21 protein-coding genes are annotated in these 23,581 nt (G+C 46.3%); 1 reads left to right on the top strand and 20 read right to left on the bottom strand.

From position 1 onward, the window contains the following. Window positions 1–242: 242 nt before the first annotated feature. The 4 genes from IEY34_RS04835 to IEY34_RS04850 all read right to left on the bottom strand — a co-directional run bounded on the left by IEY34_RS04835 (window position 243) and on the right by IEY34_RS04850 (window position 4,119). Window positions 243–887: a nitroreductase family protein gene (locus IEY34_RS04835; protein WP_189008365.1), complete on the bottom strand. Its 645-nt coding sequence runs from the start codon at window positions 885–887 to the stop codon at window positions 243–245. A gap of 132 nt (window positions 888–1,019) precedes the next feature. Continuing rightward, window positions 1,020–1,466, bottom strand: a complete 447-nt coding sequence (locus tag IEY34_RS04840) for an RrF2 family transcriptional regulator (protein WP_189008368.1) — start codon at window positions 1,464–1,466, stop codon at window positions 1,020–1,022. Between the two features lie 230 nt (window positions 1,467–1,696). Then, window positions 1,697–2,707: an HD-GYP domain-containing protein gene (locus tag IEY34_RS04845; protein ID WP_189008371.1), complete on the bottom strand. Its 1,011-nt coding sequence runs from the start codon at window positions 2,705–2,707 to the stop codon at window positions 1,697–1,699. Between the two features lie 41 nt (window positions 2,708–2,748). Then, window positions 2,749–4,119 (bottom strand): dihydroorotase, encoded by a 1,371-nt coding sequence (locus IEY34_RS04850; protein ID WP_189008374.1) that lies wholly within the window; start codon window positions 4,117–4,119, stop codon window positions 2,749–2,751. A 307-nt stretch (window positions 4,120–4,426) separates the two neighbouring features. On the opposite strand from IEY34_RS04850, the gene IEY34_RS04855 reads away from it, so the two are divergent. Then, the gene (locus tag IEY34_RS04855; protein ID WP_189008376.1) at window positions 4,427–5,164 is read left to right on the top strand and encodes an IclR family transcriptional regulator; all 738 of its coding nucleotides are present in this window, start codon (window positions 4,427–4,429) and stop codon (window positions 5,162–5,164) included. Window positions 5,165–5,329: 165 nt separating this feature from the next. On the opposite strand, the gene IEY34_RS04860 is transcribed toward IEY34_RS04855, so the two are convergent. From IEY34_RS04860 to IEY34_RS04930, 16 genes are all read right to left on the bottom strand, one after another. After that, window positions 5,330–5,728, bottom strand: a complete 399-nt coding sequence (locus IEY34_RS04860; protein ID WP_189008379.1) for a cupredoxin domain-containing protein — start codon at window positions 5,726–5,728, stop codon at window positions 5,330–5,332. Between the two features lie 21 nt (window positions 5,729–5,749). Continuing rightward, window positions 5,750–5,857, bottom strand: coding sequence for a cytochrome bd oxidase small subunit CydS family protein (cydS, locus tag IEY34_RS37690; RefSeq protein WP_444544023.1), 108 nt, complete (start codon window positions 5,855–5,857; stop codon window positions 5,750–5,752). A gap of 45 nt (window positions 5,858–5,902) precedes the next feature. Continuing rightward, entirely contained in the window at window positions 5,903–6,928 is a 1,026-nt protein-coding gene (locus IEY34_RS04865; RefSeq protein WP_189008382.1) for a cytochrome d ubiquinol oxidase subunit II, read from the bottom strand. Continuing rightward, complete coding sequence (locus tag IEY34_RS04870; RefSeq protein ID WP_189008385.1) at window positions 6,925–8,280, bottom strand: cytochrome ubiquinol oxidase subunit I; 1,356 nt, start codon at window positions 8,278–8,280, stop codon at window positions 6,925–6,927. The genes IEY34_RS04865 and IEY34_RS04870 overlap by 4 nt, the downstream gene beginning before the upstream one ends. Before the next feature lie 475 nt (window positions 8,281–8,755). Continuing rightward, window positions 8,756–10,171, bottom strand: a complete 1,416-nt coding sequence (locus IEY34_RS04875) for a PAS domain-containing sensor histidine kinase (protein ID WP_189008389.1) — start codon at window positions 10,169–10,171, stop codon at window positions 8,756–8,758. A 66-nt stretch (window positions 10,172–10,237) separates the two neighbouring features. Beyond that, a complete protein-coding gene (locus IEY34_RS04880; RefSeq protein ID WP_189008392.1) occupies window positions 10,238–10,846 on the bottom strand; it encodes an ABC transporter ATP-binding protein in 609 nt (202 codons plus the stop codon). Next, entirely contained in the window at window positions 10,836–11,753 is a 918-nt protein-coding gene (locus IEY34_RS04885) for an ABC transporter ATP-binding protein (RefSeq protein ID WP_189008395.1), read from the bottom strand. The genes IEY34_RS04880 and IEY34_RS04885 overlap by 11 nt, the downstream gene beginning before the upstream one ends. A gap of 30 nt (window positions 11,754–11,783) precedes the next feature. Then, on the bottom strand, window positions 11,784–12,641 hold the full coding sequence (locus tag IEY34_RS04890; protein ID WP_373291152.1) for an ABC transporter permease: 858 nt from the start codon (window positions 12,639–12,641) through the stop codon (window positions 11,784–11,786). Further along, complete coding sequence (locus IEY34_RS04895; protein WP_189008398.1) at window positions 12,638–13,612, bottom strand: ABC transporter permease; 975 nt, start codon at window positions 13,610–13,612, stop codon at window positions 12,638–12,640. Before IEY34_RS04895 ends, IEY34_RS04890 begins: the two co-directional genes overlap by 4 nt. Next, complete coding sequence (locus tag IEY34_RS04900; RefSeq protein ID WP_189008401.1) at window positions 13,600–15,201, bottom strand: ABC transporter substrate-binding protein; 1,602 nt, start codon at window positions 15,199–15,201, stop codon at window positions 13,600–13,602. The genes IEY34_RS04895 and IEY34_RS04900 overlap by 13 nt, the downstream gene beginning before the upstream one ends. A gap of 505 nt (window positions 15,202–15,706) precedes the next feature. Beyond that, window positions 15,707–16,327 carry a response regulator transcription factor gene (locus IEY34_RS04905; protein ID WP_189008404.1) on the bottom strand — a complete coding sequence of 207 codons (621 nt, stop codon included), beginning with the start codon at window positions 16,325–16,327 and terminating at the stop codon, window positions 15,707–15,709. Further along, the gene (locus IEY34_RS04910) at window positions 16,320–18,245 is read right to left on the bottom strand and encodes a sensor histidine kinase (protein WP_189008407.1); all 1,926 of its coding nucleotides are present in this window, start codon (window positions 18,243–18,245) and stop codon (window positions 16,320–16,322) included. Before IEY34_RS04910 ends, IEY34_RS04905 begins: the two co-directional genes overlap by 8 nt. 99 nt (window positions 18,246–18,344) lie before the next feature. After that, window positions 18,345–20,375: a serine hydrolase domain-containing protein gene (locus tag IEY34_RS04915; protein ID WP_189008410.1), complete on the bottom strand. Its 2,031-nt coding sequence runs from the start codon at window positions 20,373–20,375 to the stop codon at window positions 18,345–18,347. 679 nt (window positions 20,376–21,054) lie between these two features. Next, window positions 21,055–21,231 (bottom strand): twin-arginine translocase TatA/TatE family subunit, encoded by a 177-nt coding sequence (gene tatA, locus IEY34_RS04920; protein ID WP_189008413.1) that lies wholly within the window; start codon window positions 21,229–21,231, stop codon window positions 21,055–21,057. Window positions 21,232–21,256: 25 nt separating this feature from the next. Next, window positions 21,257–22,435 (bottom strand): ZIP family metal transporter, encoded by a 1,179-nt coding sequence (locus IEY34_RS04925; RefSeq protein WP_189008416.1) that lies wholly within the window; start codon window positions 22,433–22,435, stop codon window positions 21,257–21,259. A gap of 21 nt (window positions 22,436–22,456) precedes the next feature. Next, window positions 22,457–23,500: a multicopper oxidase domain-containing protein gene (locus tag IEY34_RS04930; protein WP_189008419.1), complete on the bottom strand. Its 1,044-nt coding sequence runs from the start codon at window positions 23,498–23,500 to the stop codon at window positions 22,457–22,459. Between the last annotated feature and the right edge of the window lie 81 nt (window positions 23,501–23,581).

Consider the following 23,581-nt stretch of genomic DNA (forward strand, 5'->3'; position numbering starts at 1 on the left):
CAAACAGGGGGATGGTGTGACAGGAGCTCCTGTTACAGAGCTAAAGTATACCTTTAGGTTTTAAAATAATTTTGATCGCATTGTGGATAACAGGAGCTTGGCCCATTACAGATGGCATCTTTTGTAATATGTCCATAATTTTGCTTACTCACTCAAACACAAAAAAGGTATATCCTGCGGATTCTGTTACGATTCCGAGGATATACCCGAACTATTTTCATCGGTTCACTTCCACTCTCTTACTACAGGTTACCATTCCAGAACAAGACATCATCTATCGGTAAACGCACGGTTGGGTGCCCTGCTTGTGCTGCCTTGCCTATCGCGATAAGCATCACAGGAACATAACGCTCGGATATGCCAAACTCTGCTTTGAATTTAACTGTGTCGTATCCAGCCATGGGAACAGTATCATAACCACGAGCTTTGGCAACAAGCATAAGCTGCATCGAAACTAATCCGCAATCAATCAGCACACTATTTTTAAGATCATTCGAGTCTATTTGGGACAATACACCATTAATATTAGCTACTATCGTGTTTTTTATTTCCTCCGTCATGTAGCCTGCCTCTACGGCAGCGGCATATATTTTCTCCGAATAACTATAGCTCTCCAAATCTCCTAAAACCGCAATTACCGCTGATGCATCAACAACTTGCCTCTGATTATTGGCAATCGGAAGCAGCTTCTCTTGGACAGCTTGATCATTGAATACAATAAATTTCCATGGTTGCAAGTTAGCGCCTGACGGTGCAAGGGTCGCTTCTGTCACTATATCTTTCAGTTCCTGCTCTGAAATGCGAACAGTAGGGTCATAATGGCGTACCGAGCGTCTTTCCTTAATTACCTCAAAAAAGTCCTGCCCTTGTTTCGTGTTCGTCTCCATCTTTCTGCGCCTCCGATTCTTTTCTATAAAACCAAATTCAAACTGAGTAAAAATACACACAGTTTACACTAAAAAAAACTGAAAGTTAACTGCGTGATATTATGCACAGTATAATTTGTTTTAAGATACGTGTCAATTACTTTTAATGATGGCTTCGTTCGCCAAATCTGCAATCGTGCGTTTCTTCAGTACATCCAAAATGCCTTGTTGTAATTCTTCCGCCATATCGGCAAAAACATCATTCATTTGAAGCCCTAATGGGTGGTCTCCTGTAGAATCTAACAACCCAGAGCACAGTGACTCCCCTACCTGAAGCGCCGTATACACATCTGCAAATGTTATGGACTCGGGCGGCTTTTTAATCCAATAGCCTCCGTCACGTCCCTCTCTTACTTCCAATATATGTTCATGAGCAAGCTTAGCCATAATACGGCGCATAAGCGATGCTTCAGAACATAAGTGATTAGCAATATTACTGCTTGCGAAACGATTCGGATTCATGGACATGACAGCCAGAGCCTGCAAGGCTAATCCAAAAGCTTTGTTATTTGAAGGGGGACTTTGCTTGGACTTTTTCAATGTTAATCTGCTCCCTTCGATCTGCAATAGTGACTTGATACTAATAAACTCCTCACATCGTACCAAAGAATAGGCTTTAATTCAAGGAATGTGTGTCTTGCACCAGCTCCCGTATTTCATCATCATCTACCGAATATCTGCGTCTAGCTATATGAACAAGGCTGCCATCGTCCATTTGGACATTTGGCAGCCTGTTTGGCTGGTTCCATAACGAAGACTGCATTTCTTTATCAACCCAGTACTTCCTTTATCTCCAATTCTAAAACTCTTAAATCTAACAATTTCCCTTCGATCTCTACAACAGGACGTGTAGGATAATTCACATTCGTTAGTACAATAGTTCCAAGTCGGCCATCCAATAACCGAACCTCTTTGCCAACTTGCATAGACATAAGCATATTCAGAAAGGTTAAGCCAATTTTCGAATCGAATTTACCTTGGAATACATCATTCTGCATGGTTTGGATAACTTCATGGAATGGCAATGCCTTTCGATGTGGACGCTCTGAAATCATGGCAACATACACATCAGCGACAGCTATGATTTGACTTATTGGATCAATCTCATCTCCAATTAAACCGCTAGGATATCCGCTTCCGTCGATCCGTTCATGATGTTGAAGCGCAGCCAGTGCGACACGGGGATTCACGTCAGAATTCATTAGAATTTCATAACCGAAAATCGTATGTTGCTTGACTATATCCTTCTCGTGTGCTTGGTAACGCCCGTTGCTATCCAGCATCGTAGAGGGAAGTTTGACGGAACCGATATCAAAGAGGCTAGCAGCTAGAGAGAGGAGTTCTAATTCTGCCTCAGGAAGATGAAGCCATTTCCCCAACTTAATGGCAACGATTGCTACAGCGAGACTATGCTTATATCTGAAATCCTCTTGGGAGCGCATTTGTTCAAGCAAGCTAAACAGGTTTCGCTTTTTCGTAGCTGCAATAATGGATGGAAGCACCTTATCCTGTGCAGTTTTATCAGGCAGCTTTCCATTGTGATAAACAAAATCCTGAATTTCCTGAAATCCGGACTCCGCTTGCTTGATTTGTTCATAGGAAGGATCAAGAATAGCTTCTTTTACATGAATATCTTGCATATTAATGTTTAATTTCTTCAATTGGCTAATATGTAATTCAGTGAGAATAACATTGGAAGAAATCATCAAAACCCCATGCGGGTTCCAGATGCTATGTACTAGTCTCTTCCCAATCAGTCGCGTATAGTCTTCATTGTGCATCTCGGTTACAGGATCCCCTTTCGGCTAATAGATTTGTATGATCACAACATATTCCATTCCTTTGCCTGATAAGATCCTTTAACAAATCGTCCGTAAGCGCTTGCTAACACTTCCTTGCCATCATAAACGAGTTGTCCTCTCACATAAGTTCTTTCAATTCTTCCTTTGACGATCATGTCGTGATATAAGCTCCATCCCGCGGATGAATACTCTTCGGACTCATCTATCCTCCACTGCGCTTCCGGATCAAAGATGACGATATCCGCATCATATCCCACAGTCAGTCTCCCTTTTGATTTCCCCATGCCAAATCTATCCGCTGGGTTCTGACTAATAACTCGAACGAAGTCATGCAAATTAATAACGCCCGTAGCTACACCACTGCTATAAAGGATAGACAATAATGACTCAACACCAGGTGCGCCCGAGGCATTCTGAAAAATATCTCGTGAGCTCTTGCGATCCAGTTTCCATGACGCGTGATCCGAAGTGACCATTGAGATACGTCCTGAAGCCAGGTACGTCCACAATCCCTCGGCGTCTATTGCCTGCCGGAGTGGAGGATTTATTTTCCCTTTAGCCCCTAATTGAAGCATGTCGTCTTCATGAAAAACCAGATAATGCGTACAAGTTTCTGCCGTTACGTCTGCTCCCAACTTCGCATAATGTTGAACAGAATCGAAGATTTCGGGGAAGGTGCATTGAAGCAGATGCAATTTGACGCCTGTCAGCAGTGCTAATTCCATCACCGTATTCACAGCAATGGATTCTGCAATCTTAGGCCTGCTCCAGCAGTGAGCTCGAGGATCGCCCCCCAGTGGCGCCATACTGACAGTTGCAGCTCTAATAATTTCATCAACTTCGCAGTGGACGCCAACAGGTAATTCGGTTTCAGCAATGATGCTAAATGCGTCCAACAATCTGCCATCATCTATACGAGGAATGCTAGTGGAGTCATTATTAAACATGGAAACATGAAAGCCGCAGGCACCAGCCTCTGCCATTGCATAGATTTCGTCCAGTGATCCTTCCTTCTGTATCGTAGCCAATAAAGCAAAATCTACAACGGCTTCTTGTTCCATCCATTCTTTCTTCTCTGAAAGCAACTGTGCTGTACATATGATCCCACTTGCATTGTAGGGCATTTCAATGATGGTAGTTACACCTCCTGCAGCGGCAGCGCGTGTGAGGTTGCTCACCCCCTCTTCCATCGATGAGTAACAATGAACATGTGCATCAATGGCCCCAGGTAAGACTAACTTCCCAGATGCGTCAAGATATTCTCCAGCTTCTAAGGTGTCATTGCGATCCCCGATGTATACGACAACACCATTCTCGATCCCAATAATGCTATTGTTCAATACGCAGTCTGGAAGCACAATATTCCCTCTAATTGCAAGATCGACTTTCATTGTTCTGCCTCCTATGGAGTAATGTAATCACAGTTTTCTCGCAAAAATCGAGATCCCCGTTTGCAGTCATTCGATTCTTATCACCGCCATAATTATCATAATATGATAATGAATTATCATTATACATGCAGACTTTAACACCAATTAATCTAAAATGTCAAGTTATGTCACATCAATAACATGATGTCTTATTCTAAATTGATTATTAGTAACCATTAGATTATTATCAATATATGATAATTCGATTTTTTTAACGATTACGCCCCAAATTGTGCCTACTTTAATGAGATGAGGATGAGTACAGTTTATGAACGGGACTCAAACATTGGACAGAGCTTTAGAAATTTTGTTCGCTTTGGCAGAAACACAGGAAATGTTAACGGTTAGTCAAATCGCAGATAATGTTGGAATCCCTGATAGTACAGCCTACCGTTTCCTTCAAACCTTGGAACAACACGGCCTTATTGAACGAAAAGGCAAAGGACAAATTACTTTGGGTCTGCGAATTCTCGATCTTGCCCGCAATGTGCACCACCAAATTAACAAGCAATTGATTGAACTCGCGATCCCTTTCATGGAGGACCTCACCAAAGAGACAGGTGAAACCTCAATCCTCGCCTTAAGATCGGGAGGGAGCGTAATTTGTATTCATTACGTTGAAAGCAGCAGACCTATTCGATTAAAAGCTGAAATTGGAAAAGCGTTCCCCTTGCATTTAGGTGCGTCTGGGAAAGTTTTGCTTGCATTCGAGCCTAGTAAAGTAGTCGATCAATTCCTAAGTGGAATCAAGGATTCTGACACGATTGAACTCATCCAGAGTCTAACCAAAATAAGAATAGACGGCTACTCCATCTCCTCCGGCGAAATCTACCCCGATGTTATTGCCATCGCTGCGCCCGTATTCGACTACCGCAATCAGGTTATTGCTTCTCTTACCATTGCAGGTCCTGTCTCTCGCGAGAGTATAGATGAAACACTCATTCAAAAGATCGTTCATACAACAACTTCGCTTTCAGTAAAGCTTGGTATGAAAAATGAATACTGAGAAAGAATTGCACCTCTATTCACCAGCTGCCGCCTCTATGATTAGAAGCATATGGGGTATCGGGTATCGGATGGAAGAAGCGACAACCTAGTCAGCCATAGACCAAAAAGCCATAATCCAACATCGTTGGATATGGCTTTTTGGTTATTTGAAGCCGGCTGCTGCTCATTTCACTGTAAGTGTGACATAGTACATATACATACCGCAGTGCAACTTATAGGTTCCCGGCTTTAAATCTTGCAAGGTTGTGAAATTATCCCCTTTTTCCAGATAGAGATCAAGTCCTATGTCCCGAGAAGCCACACTTCTTATGCAGGTAAAGCCGCTTGGCTTTTTGAAATTCAGCTTTGTTGGAACGCCTGCCTTAACTTCAATATTGGCTGGATAAAAGCCATCGTCCTTCACTTGAATTGTCGCAATTTGATAGCCGTCGCTTTCCGTCATGACAGGTTCATTGGCCGATGACTCTGTGTTCTGGAAATAAAATAAAGCCAAGATGAAGAGGCATGTAAAAAGGATGCCCGCCATAATCCCAATTGCCCTGAACTTTGTCATATTCCTCATAGGAACCACCTTTCCGTTTCATTATAGTGGCTCATTACTGCTTCTTTTACGCCCTCCTAACCAGAACAACAATCCAATGGCGCCAATAACAACGAGGAAAGGTGCGACGAAGATAAGAAAATTTTCCAGCATAGATGAACCCCCTTCTTTCCGTCATGGCATAATTATCAGATATCATTTGTTGCGCTTGCCCTGCACATAATTGGCATCGAACAAGAAAAGGCGCATTAGAAGATACAAAGATGGAATAAGCAGCAGCAACCCCAATACGAACACAGAGATTAACGCAATCGCCATTGGTTCGCTGGTGAAATTATCATAGATTGTTAAATAAGGATATAGAATGTATGGTAAATGCCCTGCCCCATAGCCGAAGAAGGCGAATCCAAACTGCAGCAAGACGAAGATGAATGACAGCCCTAGCCGTTTGCGCGCCCATACCAGATAAATGGCCACGACGAAGCAGACAAAGGATAGAACGAACATCCAAGCATAGTCCTCCATCCGCTGGAAATGTCCGGCATTATGCCCGCGGATCGCGAAGAATACAAGCAGACTGCTCAGAATGGTCGGGCCGCTCCAGGCAATCGCATATTTCCGTACGACCTCGAACGCTCCTCGATCATTTGCCCGATTGGCGTAGTAACACAAGAACATGGCTGAGATGTAGAGCACGCTCACAATCGCAAGAAGAACTACGGCCCAAGAGTATGCGCTCGTGAACAGCTTGCTGAACAGGAAAGTTATCTGATTGTTATTGTCTACGGCAATGTAGCCGCCTTCGGAAATGGTCAAGACGGTTGATAGCGAAGCCGGAATAAGTAGTCCGCTTGCCCCATATAAGAACAAGTAAAACCGACTGTCTTTCTTGCTTCCATAGTTGCTAAAGGCATAGTACGATCCCCTAATGGCGAGCAAAATGATAGCCACACTGCCTGGAAGCAATAACGCAGTGCCGTAATAGTACGCCGTATCTGGGAAAAATCCGACAAAGCCGACGAAGAAAAAAACAAGAAACACATTGGTGACTTCCCATACCGGGGAAAGATAACGCTCGATCACTTTATTGATCAGGTGCCGTTTACCGGTTATCGTGCTGTAATAGCTAAAGAAGCCGGCGCCGAAGTCAATGGAAGCTACGATTAAATAGCCGAACAGGAATATCCATAACACAGTAATTCCAATTACTTCATAGCTCATTGCTGGCCGCCCCCTTCTATCCCTCTCGCCGCGATTTCATCCTCAGCCCGATTGTTGCGGAACATGCGGATCAGTACCCGAACGGCCGTTAATCCAAGTACAATATAGAGAAGTGCGAAGACGATAAGCATCGTATCCACGTGATCCGAGACGGTTGCTCCTTCAGAAGTTCTCATGATGCCATGAAGAATCCATGGTTGGCGTCCAACTTCGGCGAAGATCCAGCCGTGCTCAATCGTCAGCATCGCGAGCGGAGCGGCAAGAATGATGCCGCGCAGCAGCCATTTATTTGAATAAACAAGCGAGCGTTTGCGCCATAATAAGTATAAGAACGCCAATGCGACCACTACCATCATGGCAACGAAGCTCATTTTCAAATCGAACAGATAATGAATCCAGAGCGGCGGCGTTTCATCAGCCGGAATATCATTAAGTCCTGTGACTTCCGCATTGGGAAGTCCATGAGCGAGAATACTGAGTGCGTACGGGATTTTAATGCCGTATTTGATCTCGTTATCCTCTGTCAAAATACCTCCGAAGACCAGTGGGGCTTGTTTGGTCGTTTCGAAATGCCATTCCATCGCGGCCAGCTTCTCGGGTTGATAGTTCGCCAAGTATTTACCCGATAAGTCTCCTATAATCGCGCTTGAAAGAAGGAATACACAAGCAGAAATCATGGTGAGCTTGAGGGCTTTTTTGTAGTACACATGATTGCGGCCCTTGAGCAAGGACCATGCTGAAATAGCGGCTAGAATGAAAGCACAGGTCAGGTAAGCAGTGATGAGGACATGTGAAACCTTGGTCGGCATCGCCGGACTCAGCATGGCGCCGAAGGGAGAAATATCGGTAATTTTGCCGTCTACCACAGTTACACCCGCTGGCGCATTCATGAAGGCATTGACAACCGTAATAAAGAACGCGGATGCGGATGATCCAATGACGACTGGAATGAGCATCCAGAAGTGTGTCATTTTATTCTTGAAGCGATCCCAGGTATACAGATAAATGCCGAGGAAAATCGCTTCAAAGAAGAAGGCGAAAGTCTCCAGGAAGAGCGGGATAGCGATCGATTGTCCGGCTACTTTCATAAAGCTGGGCCATAGCAGGCTGAGTTGCAACCCAATTGCGGTTCCCGTTACGACACCGACGGCCACGGTAATGACAAAGCCGCGAGCCCACCTCCTTGCCATAAGCAGATAATGCTCATCATTGCGTCTAATACCGATCCACTCCGCAAGAGCAATCATAAGTGGAACGCCTACCCCGATGGTAGCGAATATAATGTGGAATGCAAGCGTTAGCCCTGTTAGCATTCGGCTATACATGACTGGATCGTAGCTAGCTAATAACATGATGATTCCCCCTCCTAAAGCTTGGCTAACTAACAATTATTATTTAAAGAGATACTTGGATAAAGACAGCAGCATAATGCCTGCTACGGTGATGCACAGAATAATTAGGCGCTTTTCTTGCTTAACAATTCGTTTGTTTTCTTCATTAGGATTCATAGCCACCCATCCCTCCATGGCATATTAGCTAGCGTTAAATAACGATATACTGGCATTATAAACGAAACGCGAGTTGATATGTGATTTTTTTCACAAAGAATGTGGCAAGGTTTTGAATATCTTGTTGCAGATCTATGAACTTCCGTTTCTCTACTCCTTTTCTTCTACAATCGAATTATCTGTCTTAAAGTATACCTGGAAGATGAATAATTTATATGACTCCTTAGAGCTATAATTGCAACAGTTATTTGAATAAAAGACAAGGCAGTCAGTCATTTCTGTGAAAAATAAAAATCCGCCCATTTCGGCGGATAAGAATCTATGCCATTATTTTTTTGAAAGGCAATTCAATTTCAACGGTAGTTCCCAGATTAATTTGGCTTCGAATAGACAATTTGCCTCCATGTCCTTCGATGATCCGTTTGCAAACCATTAAACCTAGACCGTTGCCATTAACCTTTGTAGTGAAGAATGGTTCCCCTAATTGGGATAATCTTTCTTCCGTGATGCCTACCCCTTGATCTTCGACGCAGATAACCAAGCTATGATTTAACTTTCGGGATGATATGCGTATGAACCCTCCGCCAGTCATAGACTCTATTGCATTCTTTAATACATTAAGCAAAACTTGTTTGATTTGGTCCGGGTTGCAATAAATGGCAGGAACGTCTTGCTGCATGTTCAATTGTATTTGAACGTTATATAGATGAGTATGGGGTTGCAGAAAACCAACTACACTTTGCACAAGCTCTTGCGTCTTACTCTCCATGTAAAAATGAAGATGTGGTTTGGCCAGCGTCATAAATTCGTTGACTACATAATTGATATGTTCTAATTCTTCCATCATGACATCAACATAGTCTGCCTTCTTAGCCTTTAGTAAATGAACAAACCCTTTTAAAGAAGTTAAGGGATTACGTATATCGTGCGCGATACCAGCCGCCAATTGACCAATTAGTGATAGTTTTTCAGATCTAATGATCGCTTCTTCCGACTTTTTGCGCTCTGTCAGATCACGAATCACGGTTTGTACGACTGGAAACCCCAAATTTTTGTGGACATAAATAGAAGATATTTCTGCATCAAAAAAAGTTCCGTCTAATTTCTGAAGTTTTCTCTCCATAAAATCCGTGTAGTTATCCGACTGCATAACCTGCTCAAGCTGCGCTGAAATGAGATCCTTGTCATTTGAACTGAAAAAATCATAGATTGATCTTCCCTTGAAGTCATCTGTTGTAGCGCCGCCAAAAAGTTTGCAGCAAGCATCGTTCACAAAGTTCACGTATCCATCTTTATGCAGAACTATTGGTTCAGGGCTAAGCTTGATTAATCTTCTGAACTGTTTTTCTCTTTCCAGCAGCTCTTCTTCCGCTCTTTTCTTTTCACTAATGTCCCTTTCCACACCGACAAACCCGATAACGACTCCCTCATTATTCTTCACAGGTGAAACCGTCACATTGGCGTAAAAGGTAGAGCCATCTTTTCTAAGTTTAAGCGCTTCGAAATCATTGACTTGCCCGCCGTTTATTAAAGTCTGATATAAACGTAGAGCTTCTGCTTTATGAATATCAGGAGTCATCGGCAGTACTTTTCCGATAACTTCTTCCCTTGTCCAGCCATGCAACTCTTCAAATTTCTTGTTAACCTCTAACACAGTGCCATGTGTATCAACAATCACGATCCCGTCAGAGGTTAAATTCATTAAGGAATCAATTAGATGTTCTTTCAGACGCATGAGTAAACATCCCCTAATTCAACAGTGTTTCTAGGATAATTCGTCTCCGATAGGAAAATCCCTTTTTTATCCGGTCATATTCTCCCAATCCATTATCCTATCACATAACCTGTTGACTAATTGACGCTCATGACTGATGAGCAATATACCCGCAGCATTTCGTTTCGACCATTTCAGCACAGAATGCCAGATTTGTGCCTGCGTAATCGCATCCAGCATAGTTGTCATTTCATCTGCAATCAGATATCGGGTCTCTGCTCCAAGCGCGCGCGCTACACAAATTCGTTGTAACTCGCCACCAGACAGCTCGTTCGGATAACGATTCAACCAATGGTCTTCGATGGCGAGTTCTGTCATCCAATTATCGTCGGGCACTCCTGACTCCTGAAGAGTGCGCTTCAGTTTCCATCTTGGGTTCACCGCTAGCTCGGGATGCTGGAATACCAATTGTACCGGATTCCGTTGACCTGCGGCGATAGGCCTCCCATCTTGAATAACTTGTCCTTGATCGGGATGAAGATGACCGGCAAGCAATTTTCCAAGCGTGGATTTCCCACAACCGCTAGGTCCAACCAGGCCTACGATCTCCCCCGCCTCAATATGGATGTCCGTATGTTGAAAAACCCATGATGCTTTGTGATAACGATATCCGAGAGACTTCCCCTCAAGTCGCATGCAAGCACCTCACTTCGCCGTTCCTCACAGTACGAATTTCTGGAAGAGCCTCAGCACATTCGGAAGTAGCCAATGAGCATCGCGGAGCAAACAAGCACCCTCTGGGCAAGTTATCAGGCAACGGTTGAGAGCCGGGTAAAGCTGCAAATTGTTGCCCAGGCAGCGCTTGCCAAAGAGCCTTGGTATAAGGGTGCCTCAGCAGTGCTCCTGCTCCAGTGAAGTCGCTGCGAAGAGCGATTTCTACTACGGTTCCTGCATAAAGAACGGCGATTCGATCCGCTACTGTTAAGGCCGCCTCGATATCATGCGTAATCAGCATAACGGCGCACCCCTCTTCCGCCAACTGTCGAAAGCGACTCAGAGTCTCCGTCATTGCTGAGCCATCAAGACCAGGCGTCGGTTCATCAGCGATCAGCAAGCGAGCTCCGCTTACCGTTGCCGTCGAAATGAGAATTTTCCGCGCCATTCCGCCGGATAATTGAAATGGAAACCATTTTGCAACCATGCCGGCAAGGTTATATTTGTAAAAAGCTTTCCGTTGCAGCTCCGCAGGATCGCCCTGGCGAACGGATTGCCGTACTTGCTCGCCAACGCGCATTAAAGGATCCAAATACTGAACAGATTGCGGGATGAGCGCCATTTCTTGTCCACGCAACTGTCTTTGCCTGTCCGGCGTCAATGCTTCTCCCTTGAAATAAATGTCGCCTGCAACTTCAGCATTCCCAGGAAGAATGCCGAGTATTGCGTGAGCGAGCAGACTTTTGCCTGAACCGCTGGATCCTACCACCGCCAAAATTTCACCTGAAGCTATGGATAGTTGAAGGTTATGAATGATTTCTGTCTGCACCGATCGCAGACGGCGATCAAACCGCTTGAAACGAATAGAAAGCTTACTTACTTCCAGCATAAGTGGCCCCTTTCTTCCAAATTTCTGACTTTATTTATCATGAGCATGCCGTGGATCCACCCCTTGTTTCAAGTTTTCTCCCAATCTAGCAAAGGCCATTACCATGAATAACAAACACAACCCAGGAAACAAGGCCAGCCACCAGAGCCCGGAAGATAAATAGCGCATGGATTCCGATAAAATAATACCAACTGCTGGTTCATGAGGCGATAGCCCCATGCCGATAAAGGTAATCGATGCTTCATGTAGAATAGCATGCGGGACGATAAGTATGAGTCCGACCAACAGTTGCGGAATCAGGTGAGGAATGATGTGCCTGGTCACGATCCACCAGCTGGATTTACCGAAATTGCGTGAAATGGCTAGATAGGGCGCTGTTTGAATCTGCATGACTTCCGCGCGAATGACCCTCGACAAACTTGGCCAATGGGTCAATGCGACACCGATGATAATGCCTTGCGCCCCTCCACCAAGCACAAATGAAATCAAGAGCAGCGTCACTAAATGTGGCACACTAAGAAATAAATCAGTCACCCAGCTTATGAAACGATTGACCATACTACCCATAACGGCAGCCGCAATCCCCATCATGCTGGCGATTATCACACTTGAAGATCCCGCGATCAGGCCAACTTGAAGACTGCGTCCAAGACCTTTGATCGTCCGCGTGAGCATATCCCTCCCAAGCCAATCTGTCCCAAAAAGATGTCGGATGGAAGGGCCTAAATTACGCTGTTCCAAGTTCGTAGCTAGACCGGAGGCATCGAACCACACGGACATCGCGATAATAGTTAGTAATACGAACAATGCGGCCATGGATGAAATCCAAATTCTCAGTCGATAATGAAATTGGGGAAGCGTCATACCGACGCGCATAAGATGCTTCATGATCGCCTGCCCTTCTTCATCCTAGGGTCGATTAGACGATAGCTTAGCTCAGCCATCGCATTTCCTGTATACACGAATACTGCACTAAACAACACAATTCCCAATAACAGAGGAATGTCGCCACGAAGTCCAGCTTCAACAGCCGCTTGTCCCAAACCCGGATACGAAAATACTTGCTCAGCCAGAACGACTCCGCCGAACAGCTCGCTGAATGAAGCAAATTGCAGGGTGATAGCTGGCAATGCCACATTGCGCAGCCCGTGTCTCCAAAAGATTGTGAATCCTCGTTCGCCACGTGCTCTTGCAAACAACCAATAGTCCTTATCCATCACTTCAATTAGCTTTTCTCTCGTATGCAGCGCGATTGCTGCGATCCCTGTCACACTAAGCGTCAGTACTGGCAACAGCATATGCCGGACTCGATCCATCCATTGAACCTGATCTGAGGCAATGCCTGCCGGGGTCGCAAGCCCTACTGGCAGGATGCCGAGCCATACAGCAAAAACAAGCATGAAAAGCAAGCCTATCCAGAAAGTCGGCGTTGAAGAAAGGGTGTAGCAATACCAACGGACTAATTTATCGATCCAAGTGTTCCGATTCATCGCAGCGAATACGCCAGAAATGAATCCAATCAACCCTGACAAAACCCAGGCAGCCCCCATAAGGAATAGAGATGCGGCGAAACGTTCACCGATCACTTCCAACACAGGACGGCGGTAGATCATAGAAGTTCCTAAGTCTCCACTCACCAGTGCGCTCAACCAACTCCAGTATCGCAAGAATGGTGGGTCATTTAACCCCCAATATTGCATAATTGCTTCTCGCTGTTCCACACTAACCCTGATCATATCCGCGCCAACATAGGCTTGAATGGGATCTATTGGCGATAAATGAACCAGCATAAATGAAATAGCGCTTACGGCAAACAGCAGTAGGATCAGACCTATTCCTTTGCGTACTAAGATTTCCATCGCCATTCCTCGATGTTCGCGGTTACCGGCCAACCATGTCCATGTGGATGTATGTTTTGCTTACCAATGTCGAGTCGTGATTTAACTAAATAGAGATGATCGAGATTAACCAGCCACGCCCATGGCGCATCCCCTTTTGCGCTTAACCCGGTTTCACCATCCCATTGGGCTTTTCTCCAGAATGCCCAGGCATCCTTTTCATTCGTTGCCCGCAAGGCTTGCGTCATGTAGTCCTCAACCTTGGGATTGCTGTAATATCCAGGATTGTAATATTCAATTCCGCCAAATTTATTGCTGTAAACATTGTACATTTCGAGCGGATCATGGCTCCCCCAACCCAAAAGAACAGGATTGGCATGCATTTGCTTCTCAATGTCATCCCAGCTCTTCCCTTCCGCTTTAACCTGGATGCCTAACGGTTTCAACATATCCGCTGCTGCGATAGCAAGCGACTGACGCGTCACATCACTGGCGGGGTAAAGCAGATTTAATTCTGCTTTTAATGTCTCTTTTTCAACTATTCCATCGTGATCTATGTCTTTCCATCCGTTATCGGCCAGCAGCTTCTTCGCTGCATGCATGTCTGCATCCACGAAAATTGCTTCTTCGTTGAACCAAGGAAGTCCGTCATTCAAAGTGTATGCGGGTGTGCCATGACCTTCTAGAATACCTTTTACCAAAGCTTTCCTGTCCAGCGCTATATTAATCGCCTTACGAATGGCAGCATCCGCTGTAACATCGTTTCCGATCGGATAACCTTCCTTCGTTTTACTTCCAGATTTCACATAAGGAAACATGATGCCTCGATTGTCAACCGTCTGGACGCCTATCAAGTCCATCTCGTTCACCGCCTGTTTGCTGAATGCTGCAGGAATCGCAGCCATATCAACTGTCCCTGCCTTAGCAGAAGCAAATGCAGCATCCTCACCTAGGAAAAGGAAGGTGATCTTTTGGAAAAAAGGCTTATTTCCGTAATAATCTTGATTAGCTTCAACCATTAATTGCTGTCCTTTATCCCATTGAACCAACTTGTACGGACCAGAGCCAATCGGTTTAAGAGCATAATCTTTTCCATGGGCATGTTTAGGAACAATGCCTGTAGACACAAGCATTTGGGCAAACGTTGATTGCGGTTCTTTTAAAATAAACTTTACCTTTGTATCATCTGAGATTTGCACACTTCTTAGGTTGTTTAGATCAATCGATGAGCCGCTGGCTGCTGCGGTTTCATAGGTATACTGAACATCAATTGCCGTTAACGGATGTCCATCGCTGAACTTAACTTCCTTGCGCAGCTCTACTGTCCAAATCGTTCCATCCTGACTTACCTCATACTCAGTAGCCAGATCATTAACAATATTCAAATCTTTGTCGCGTTTGAGCAGCGTGCTTTGAAATAACGGCGAACCATAACGCCCCCAACCTGTTGTCGGATCAAAACCTGCCTCGGGTTCGCCACCGATAGCTAGAACAATTTCTGTTCTCTCAGTCTCAGCCACTCGCTGAGGCTTCTCTGCTTTACATGCAGATACACAAATTAGTACTGACAACAAAATCAAAATAATGGATAAACGATGCCTCAAATTCATTACACCCCTTAATGTTCACGTGTGCAGTAACACGATTTTATAAAATAGTAACACATTATGTCGATCTAGTCATTATCAAATTCAAAATATTAACCCATACTCTTCCAGCCTCTTACGACTCCACAGCAAAAAAAGCGGCTTTGCCACCCCAAGAGATGAGTGTATTCATAACGGTTTTCGACAAATTAGCGGATCGTAGTTCCCTTTGGGCTTTGCAATGACAGAGAGCGTCGATGAAAAGGAACTATGATCCGCTAACTGGCGGAAACTGGGATAAATGTAGCATGAAAGGGAACTGAGATCCGCTATTTAAGCGGAACCTGCTGATTCCAACCGGGAAAAGGTGGAATAGCGGATTTCAGTTCCCTCTGGCTTGGAATATGGCGGTTTTCAGAAATATAGCGCACTGTAGTTCCCTCGAACTCGCTATCCTGGACACATTTTGCTAGTTTCGCGGCTTGACGTTCTCTTATCTCCACGCGATAGCTAAGCTAGCGAGCTCATTTTATTGGTCATAAGAACCGAGCAAACCTGACTTGTATCCTTTGGCCACCGCACCGATGCGTGTTTTGACGCCGAGCTTCTGATTGATCGACGTGAGATGGTATTCGACCGTGCGCTGGCTGATAGCCAACTGCAGGGCGATCTCTTTGTTCGTCAACTCCACAGCGACCAGTTCCAACACCTCTCGTTCCTTCGGGGTAAGATGGTCCGGGGACCGGGACATCATTTTTTCCGAAACGAGTGCATAGCCCATCACACTTTGTTTAATGGCATTAATAATCTGGGCATAGGTGCTCTGCTTGGACAAGTAAGTATGCGCCCCGATTTCATAGGCTTTGGCGTAAAACTCATCATACGTATAGCCGGACAGCAGGATGATTTTCAGAGAATGGCCGAAGCGTTCTTTCAACGTTTTCCCCAACTCGAATCCGTTCATATACGGCATCGAGATGTCCATGACGAGCACGTCCGGCCGGCATTCGCCAATTTCTTCCAACAGCTCGCGAGGATCGCCGAACGTTCGCAGCACCTCGATGTCCGGCTCCTTATCGAGCCGGTTTTTCAACCCTTCGAGCACAAGGGGATGGTCGTCTAGCAGCACGACTCTTATTGGGTCAGGCATGGGCATGCGCCTCCGTTCCGTCTGGCAATTTGATCGTGACGACCGTTCCGTTTCCTGGGGAGGAGTCGATGTCCATACACCCGCCGAGATGGCTAATTTGGCTGTGCACGGACAGAAGGCCGAAACTTCTTTCCCTCTCAGGAGCAGGATACAAAACCGACGCGATGTCGAATCCTTTGCCGTTATCGGCAATTTCACAGCAGATTGTTTGCCGGTCCTTCCATAATCGGATGGTCACGTCAGTCGCTTCAGCATGCTTGAAGGCGTTATGGACGATTTCGCGTGTAGCTCGGAACAAATTCGTTTTGATAAGCTCATTTGCCAGTTCTCCGGGAGGGAGCCCATAAGCGAGTTCGATTCGGATATCTCCTTTTTCCCGCATCGTGCGCATGAGCCATTGCAGCGCCTCTTTCAAATCGCCTTTGTCGATGATAGGCGGATATAAGTCGTCGCAAAGTGTTCGAATCTCCCGCTGCGAGTCGTAGACGCATTTCAGCCAAACGGCGATTTGCTCTTTGTCCGCTATCCCCGTATCGTGCAGCTCCTCTAGGTCCCGCGACAAAAAGATCAAATTTTGCAGCAAATGATCATGCAAATAATAGGTGGTGCGAATGCGTTCGGATTGCTGCGCCTCAAGAAGGATTCGGTTGTATGGGATCATACTGCCTTGTGCATGCGACTTGTTCCCATTCTCCGCCAATTGCTTATACAGCTGCAGCTTTTGCCGTTCCAGCCATTCTGCCTGCCGCTCGGATTTGCGCTGAAAACGGTGCAAGCATTTGTGATAAATGAAAGTTAGCAGGACAAACAGCCCAAAAAGCAGGTAGGTCGCAATCATTGGCCCTTTGGCAGCCAGAGTGAACAACGCGAACGAACTACCAAAGTAAATGCCGTGAATAAGCAGCCGGGGAAAATAAAGCCGGATATCGAGCATGCTCCTGTCGATAAGCAGATACGTGATCGCACCGGAAAATGGTATGAGGCCGATGAGCGTATATTTGACAGGGAGGATAGGCTCCTCCCCGACGAGTATCGGAATGGCGAATAGAAACGTATACGGCAACAGGCTTAAGAACAGCCCGGCGAACAGGACGAGCAGTTGGTTTTGCTCCCGCTGGCCGAACGTTTTCCAGTAAGCGAAGGTGATGCCCGCCAGCAGCAGGAGTGTGCCGACAACCGTCAAATTGAGTATGTCCACGACCCAATTGTACACATCTTGACCCACAGCGATAAAGGAAACAAGCGATAGCGAGAGGACGATCGAATAAACCAAATAGCCTGCAAGCAGCTTCTTGAACCGGGTATGGACAGTTCGGAATACCAACAGCAAATAAAAAGAAAGAAGCAGATGCGGCAGCCAAATCGAGCATAAAATAATGATCAGTTCGGACACCGTTTTCTCGTCTGAAAACTGACTCAGCACGCATAGTGCCATCATCCCGTTCAGCATATAAAACTGGCGGATAATGCATGACTCCGGCTTCGTCCGGACGGCAAAGATGCCGATGGCGAGCAGCGTCACTTCCAAGGCGGCCGAGATTATCATCAGGACGATGTCGCTCGGGCGTGGCGAGCTTCGGAACTCGAGCCGCGTTCCGTCCTGCTTCTCCACGGCGATATAAGCCGCTCTGGTCAAGATGGTCCCGGAAACGGTCGCTACCAGTTTCGGACGGGGACTGCCGTCCATGGCTATAATCTTGTCGCCTGGCCGAATATCCCAAACCGCCGCCTTACCGCTTTCGTCAATCGATTCGACCTTCCATCCGGCACTGGACGATTGCCCAAGCTCGATGCCGAGGTAAGGCGCATTGAAAGAAAGGATATGTATATAAAAGGCAAGTATGAGGTAACAAACGACGGATGCGGCAATCCATCGGCCATTTTTTTGTTTTGACTGCAAACGTTTAAGTCCGTTCATTGTATGCGATCACCCGTTTCAAGTATAACATGCATGCCGCAAGAATAGAGCAAACCTCGCCGCCTAAGGGAGATTTGCTCTATGTCAACAACGACTGCTTTACGGAAAACGATAAAACATAGCGGCGGCTTCTTTGCGCAGCATCGGCTGTTTCGACCGGTAGTCAACCGCGCCGGTTGCGTCCGGAACGACCTCCGGGCCGTAATAGCCTCTGGCGACGACGGTTTGCACGCCTTCCAACGCCCAGTCGTCGGTCTCTCCTTGCAGCGCAGCTTCAAGCGGAACGGCTCCGGCCGAGCCGAAGCCAAGCAGCAGCGCACGCGACAAGATGACGGCCGCTTCCTGGCGGGTGATCGGCCGGTCCGGCTCGAAAGCGTCGCCGGTCGTGCCGTTGACGAGGCCTAACGCAAGAGCCGTCTGGATTTCGGCCGCATACGGACTTTGCGCGGTGTCGGCGAACGACACTGGTTCCGGGGACAAAGGGATATCCGATAGTTTCAACAACTGCCCGACGAATTGGGCGCGGGTGATCGGCTGGTCAGGGCTAAACGCCAGGCTGTCTTCTTTCCCGAGCATGCCCTGCTGCTGAACATAGTAGATGAATCTCGCATAGGGGTGGTTGTCTGGCACATCGGAGAAGGGTTTCGGGCCTGGCAGCTTTTCCGACCAACTGTCCGCTTTATTATAGGAAAAGTACAGCTTGCCTTCGCCGCCATCCTTAAATGCCGCTTTTCTGCCGGCTTCATCCTCGAACAGCAGCTCCTTGATTTGCTTCAAGCGATGCGTCCCGTAAGAATCGGTGACGAGCAGTCCGCCGTCTTGAGCAACTACATCGTAATGCCACATTGGAAGCCTTAAATCGCGGTAAAAGCCTTCCAGACGCCTAAGCTGATCTTTCGTTTGGCTTATGGGGGGCGCTGTTTCTTGCGGCGGAATTGGCGATTTCGGAAAATAATGATCCATGAACGATTTGAACAGCTGAGAACGGATCGTTCTCGCTTGCTGCGCACTGTTCAATGCGATGAACAGCCCTGTTTTGCGTTCGGGCAGCAGCCACATTTGTGCTTGAAAGCCTGAGGAAACGCCGGCCTTGTCGATGACGGTTTGCCCGTTCGCGTACTCCGGGAACGAGGATTCGAAGCCGTAGCCCACGCCAGGAATGTCGGGATGAATCGATACATCAAGCCGCTGCATGTCCCGAATGGACTGCGCACTCAGGATCGATGCTTCTCCTAGTTTGCCGCCGTTCAGCTCAGCCCTCATGAACCGGGCCATATCGGCAGCTGTCGACATCAAGCCTCCGTCTGGCGAATTATTCGGATACGTGGCGTACTGCGCAAGCGGTTCGCCGGCTCCGTCATGCGGGACGGCAAGTCGTTTTTGCACGTCCGGTGTGAGGATTAAATAGCTGTCGGTCATACCGAGCGGCGTGAATATGTGATCAGCGACGATTTCATCGAACGGTTTAGCAGAGACATTTTGTACGATATAACCCAGCAGATCGTATGCGTAGTTGTCGTAACGGAACGCTTCTCCCGGCTTTCGGATAACGGTAGGAAGGTTATCTTTGACAAAGGCTTCCAGCGGGTACACATCCTGCGGGGCGCCCTCGTCCGTGTCCGCCTCCGTTTGGTCGAATCCACTCGTATGCGTCATCAGCTGCTTAAGTGTCAACGGAGCGCCCGTATTGTTCGGAATCCGGAGCCCGTTCAAATAGCCGCCGATATCGCGGTCCAGATCGACTTTGTGCTGCTCGGCCAATTGCATGACGGCGGTGGCGGTAAACGTTTTGGAAAGGGAGGCCAGACGGAACAGTGTTTTGTCTGGATCGACCGGTATCTGACGCTCCGCGTCGGCGTAGCCGTATCCTTTGGCCAGCAGCGTCTGATCGTCCTTGACGACGGCAATAACGGCGCCCGCGAGTTTTGCTTGAATGTCCGCCCGGTTGAAGAAGCCATCGATGAACGATTCCGTCTCCTTCGGATCGGAAGGTCCGCCTTGAGGCACCTTCGTCTCGGTCGCATAACTGGCTGGCGGGATGAACAGAGCTGCGTTGAACAAAGTGGCAATCAACAAAGCCAAAAGCGATTTGCGGATCTTGGAAGCGGGGAAAGCTGAGCGAATGTACATAGGGATCTCCTTTGCCTTGAGATAGGTTAGGGACTTAACGTCCTATCCTTACCGTAGCACATTCTCTCAAGCGACAAATCCGTATCGCCACGCGGTATCCGCGCCGTTCGCGCATTTGTATTGCGTGATCGCGCCTAACCAATGGAGGAAGAGATTGGATTCTCGACCTCAATTTTAATGCTGCTGGGTACCCATAAGCTGGCGGAGGGTTATCGGGGAGTCACTCTAGCTGCCTCGAGCCGAGTGGGAACTACAGTGCGCTATTTTAGCAAAAAGTGGCATTATCGCGAGGCTGGGGGAACTATAGTACGCTATTCTGCTGTTTCAAGGGCAATTTCAGCGTTTTAGTGGAAATAAGACCCTGTAGTTCCGCTATGCCCCTCGCATCCCTCTATTTTCCTAAATAACGTACCAGAGTTCCTTTTAATCGGTTCTTCCGCTAATTTAGAGACCGATTCCTCAGGTCGGCAAAGCCGTATTTCTCGTATTAACCGGCTTTTCTCGGTATTTCTTATCTTTCTCATCTTCACTCGTCTTATCTCGCTTTTTTCGTCATTGCTCATCTTCCTCGTCTTATCTCGTTTTTTCGTCTTCCCTCATCATCCCTCGTCTTATCTCGTCTTATCTCGTATTTCTCGCCCCCCCCTAATCTTCCCTCGTCTATTCCTACCCTTATCCCCTATTCTTTGTACCTCTCTTTCTTGTCCTCTTCTAACAAATCCTTCGTTCCCTGTCTAAACTCTTTAATCGTTGTCCCGAGAGCACGGCCTAATTGCGGAAGCTTCGTAGGACCAAATAACAGCAGCGCAACAGCTAATAGGATGATAACTCCTGATACACCAATGCCAGAAAACATGTTCATCATCTACCTTTCATGTTTTTTAGAATTTCACCATTAGGGCCGTCACATACATAATGAGAATTCCAGCTGTTAAGCCTCCAAAATTCAACCAAGAAACGGGAGAAAGTCCCTTCTTCTCCGATTCTTTAAGAATCATTTTAGAAATCACATAAATGACCTGTAAAATAGCACCAGCACCTATGCCAAAGAATAACGCAGCCAGTGTATCGTTAAATAGGAATCCTCCGGCCCAAGTTCCAATAATGGCAGGTCCGCCAGCTATCAAAGCTAACTTAACAAATATCTTCCAATTTGGACGTTCTTTAAGAAGTGGAGACGCAATTCCGACGCCTTCTGTGATATTGTGCAGGGTAAATCCAATGATGAGAAATGTGCCTAAAGCTGCCTCTCCAACAGCAAACGCAGATCCGATTGCAAGACCTTCGCCTAAATTATGCAGGCCAATGCCTGTGGCAATTTTGGTAGCCACCCTTCTTCCATCGCTTTTATTGCTCAACTTGCGTTCATTGGACTGATCCACAGCAATCAAGAAAAGACAACTAAGGAGTGCACCGAACCAAACTAATCCGGTCCCTTGAAATACGCTTGGCGCTTCCGTTGCCATTTCAAACCCTTCTTGAAAGGTATCAATAACTAAAAAGAATAACAGGCCAATCGTCATTGCGAGAATAGCATGCATCCCTTTAACAGAAAATCTACGTAAGAATGGATACCATAATAGACCAAGTCCAACAGGAATAACCCCAACATAGAACCCAATTAAAGCATACTGCCAAAAGAGTTTGCCACTCGGTTCCGGCGTTGCGGCCGCTGCAGCCACTTCCCCCGTGAAGATTAAACCGTTCGAGGTAATAAATTTAATTTCATGAGGATCCCCTTGTACCCAAGGGTATGGAATTTTCACAGTTCCTTGTTCAAATCTCTTTAAGGTATCACTTGGCGAAAAACTAGCGTTCCAGAAGGCTCCATCAACAACAACTTGAGCAATAGTTATTGCCTCAGGTCCTGAGTTTAAAACTCTAACTTGAATGCCTTCATCATTGAGTGTAATTTTTTCAACATTCAAGACTTCAATTGGAGCAGCAGGCTCACTTTCAATTCCAGTCCCTACTTTAGCTATCGTTATGATAATTGCAATTAATAATACCAATGGAAGAATGCCCCAAAGAATCGCTTTTAACTTGTTAGAAGAACGCATAGCAATCGTTCGCCTCCTTTCTTATTCTGCAATGAAGAATCCCATCCATCCGAGCTCGGCAAATTCACTTTGATGGGCGTGAAACATATATCGTCCTGGGGCGGGGAAAACAATTTCTAGAATGCCACGTTCACCTTGACACTGCATAATCGTATCCGTGAAATTGGGGCGAGCCTCTGGATCTGCTCCAGTTGCATAATAGTTAAAGAAATTGGCATGCAGATGAAATGAATTAATGAGATCAAACTCCGTTAAATTACTTAGATAAATACGGACAAGTTCTCCGACTTTCACTTTGATCGGCTCTTGCTGATAAGCAAAGGCATACCCATTCACGGTATAAATTTCATTTTCCCCATCGAGGTCAAGATCATAGCCATTCATAAGCATATTGAATTCCTTGGCAACAGCTCTTGGCTTCTTAGGATCAATGATGAAGTTGCCGTATAGTCCTTTATGAATATGTCTGGCAAGAGGCGCTACATGACAATGATAGACATGCATGCCTGCTGGTTTGGCTTCGAATTCATATGTAAAAGAGTCCCCTGAATTGACCGCTTCCAGCCCATCCATATTCGTAGGGTGCATGCCATGAAAATGGATGGAATGCGGATGGCTCGTTGCATTGGAAAAATTCACGCGAAGGACATCCCCTTCTGTACATCGAATCGTTGGGCCAGGTATTGTGCCATTAAAAGTCCAGCCGGGGAATTTGATCCCTTTCGCGATCTCAACGTTTGCTTCATAGGCAGTAATCTCATATTCCCGCAAGGTTCTTCCGTCCGGCTGCTTGCTCACCTTCCCATAATCAAATGTGGTGAGTGCTTTCTGCGCTGCTTTAAACCCCTCCGTCACTTCACCACTGGGTACATAACCGTGCTTCATACCCTTGTGCAATTGTCCCTTCATAGCCTCATGAATGTCATGCTTATCCGCCGCTAATGTTGATTTACCAAACAAAGATGACGGATTCAATAACGTACTGCCAATGACAGCAAAAGCCCCTGCCGTTCCCATCTTCAGAAGATTGCGTCGCGATACCTTTTTATCTTGTTTCTGAAACATCTTTGGCCCTCCCAACAATTATTGCTTGTTCGCAATTCTTTTGACCTAGGGAAACATTTAGCATAAAAAAATTTGTTTCCA

The organism is Paenibacillus marchantiophytorum, assembly GCF_014640555.1.
Classification (GTDB): Bacteria; Bacillota; Bacilli; order Paenibacillales; family NBRC-103111; genus Paenibacillus_E; species Paenibacillus_E marchantiophytorum.

Coding starts and splice junctions, on each gene's coding strand:
- IEY34_RS04835 (WP_189008365.1), bottom strand. CDS start 887: ATGGAGACGAACACGAAACAAGGGCAGGACTTTTTTGAGGTAATTAAG.
- IEY34_RS04845 (WP_189008371.1), bottom strand. CDS start 2,707: ATGCACAATGAAGACTATACGCGACTGATTGGGAAGAGACTAGTACAT.
- IEY34_RS04850 (WP_189008374.1), bottom strand. CDS start 4,119: ATGAAAGTCGATCTTGCAATTAGAGGGAATATTGTGCTTCCAGACTGC.
- IEY34_RS04855 (WP_189008376.1), top strand. CDS start 4,427: ATGAACGGGACTCAAACATTGGACAGAGCTTTAGAAATTTTGTTCGCT.
- IEY34_RS04860 (WP_189008379.1), bottom strand. CDS start 5,728: ATGAGGAATATGACAAAGTTCAGGGCAATTGGGATTATGGCGGGCATC.
- IEY34_RS04865 (WP_189008382.1), bottom strand. CDS start 6,928: ATGAGCTATGAAGTAATTGGAATTACTGTGTTATGGATATTCCTGTTC.
- IEY34_RS04870 (WP_189008385.1), bottom strand. CDS start 8,280: ATGTTATTAGCTAGCTACGATCCAGTCATGTATAGCCGAATGCTAACA.
- IEY34_RS04875 (WP_189008389.1), bottom strand. CDS start 10,171: ATGCGTCTGAAAGAACATCTAATTGATTCCTTAATGAATTTAACCTCT.
- IEY34_RS04880 (WP_189008392.1), bottom strand. CDS start 10,846: ATGCGACTTGAGGGGAAGTCTCTCGGATATCGTTATCACAAAGCATCA.
- IEY34_RS04885 (WP_189008395.1), bottom strand. CDS start 11,753: ATGCTGGAAGTAAGTAAGCTTTCTATTCGTTTCAAGCGGTTTGATCGC.
- IEY34_RS04890 (WP_373291152.1), bottom strand. CDS start 12,641: ATGAAGCATCTTATGCGCGTCGGTATGACGCTTCCCCAATTTCATTAT.
- IEY34_RS04895 (WP_189008398.1), bottom strand. CDS start 13,612: ATGGAAATCTTAGTACGCAAAGGAATAGGTCTGATCCTACTGCTGTTT.
- IEY34_RS04900 (WP_189008401.1), bottom strand. CDS start 15,201: ATGAATTTGAGGCATCGTTTATCCATTATTTTGATTTTGTTGTCAGTA.
- IEY34_RS04905 (WP_189008404.1), bottom strand. CDS start 16,327: ATGCCTGACCCAATAAGAGTCGTGCTGCTAGACGACCATCCCCTTGTG.
- IEY34_RS04910 (WP_189008407.1), bottom strand. CDS start 18,245: ATGAACGGACTTAAACGTTTGCAGTCAAAACAAAAAAATGGCCGATGG.
- IEY34_RS04915 (WP_189008410.1), bottom strand. CDS start 20,375: ATGTACATTCGCTCAGCTTTCCCCGCTTCCAAGATCCGCAAATCGCTT.
- tatA (WP_189008413.1), bottom strand. CDS start 21,231: ATGTTTTCTGGCATTGGTGTATCAGGAGTTATCATCCTATTAGCTGTT.
- IEY34_RS04925 (WP_189008416.1), bottom strand. CDS start 22,435: ATGCGTTCTTCTAACAAGTTAAAAGCGATTCTTTGGGGCATTCTTCCA.
- IEY34_RS04930 (WP_189008419.1), bottom strand. CDS start 23,500: ATGTTTCAGAAACAAGATAAAAAGGTATCGCGACGCAATCTTCTGAAG.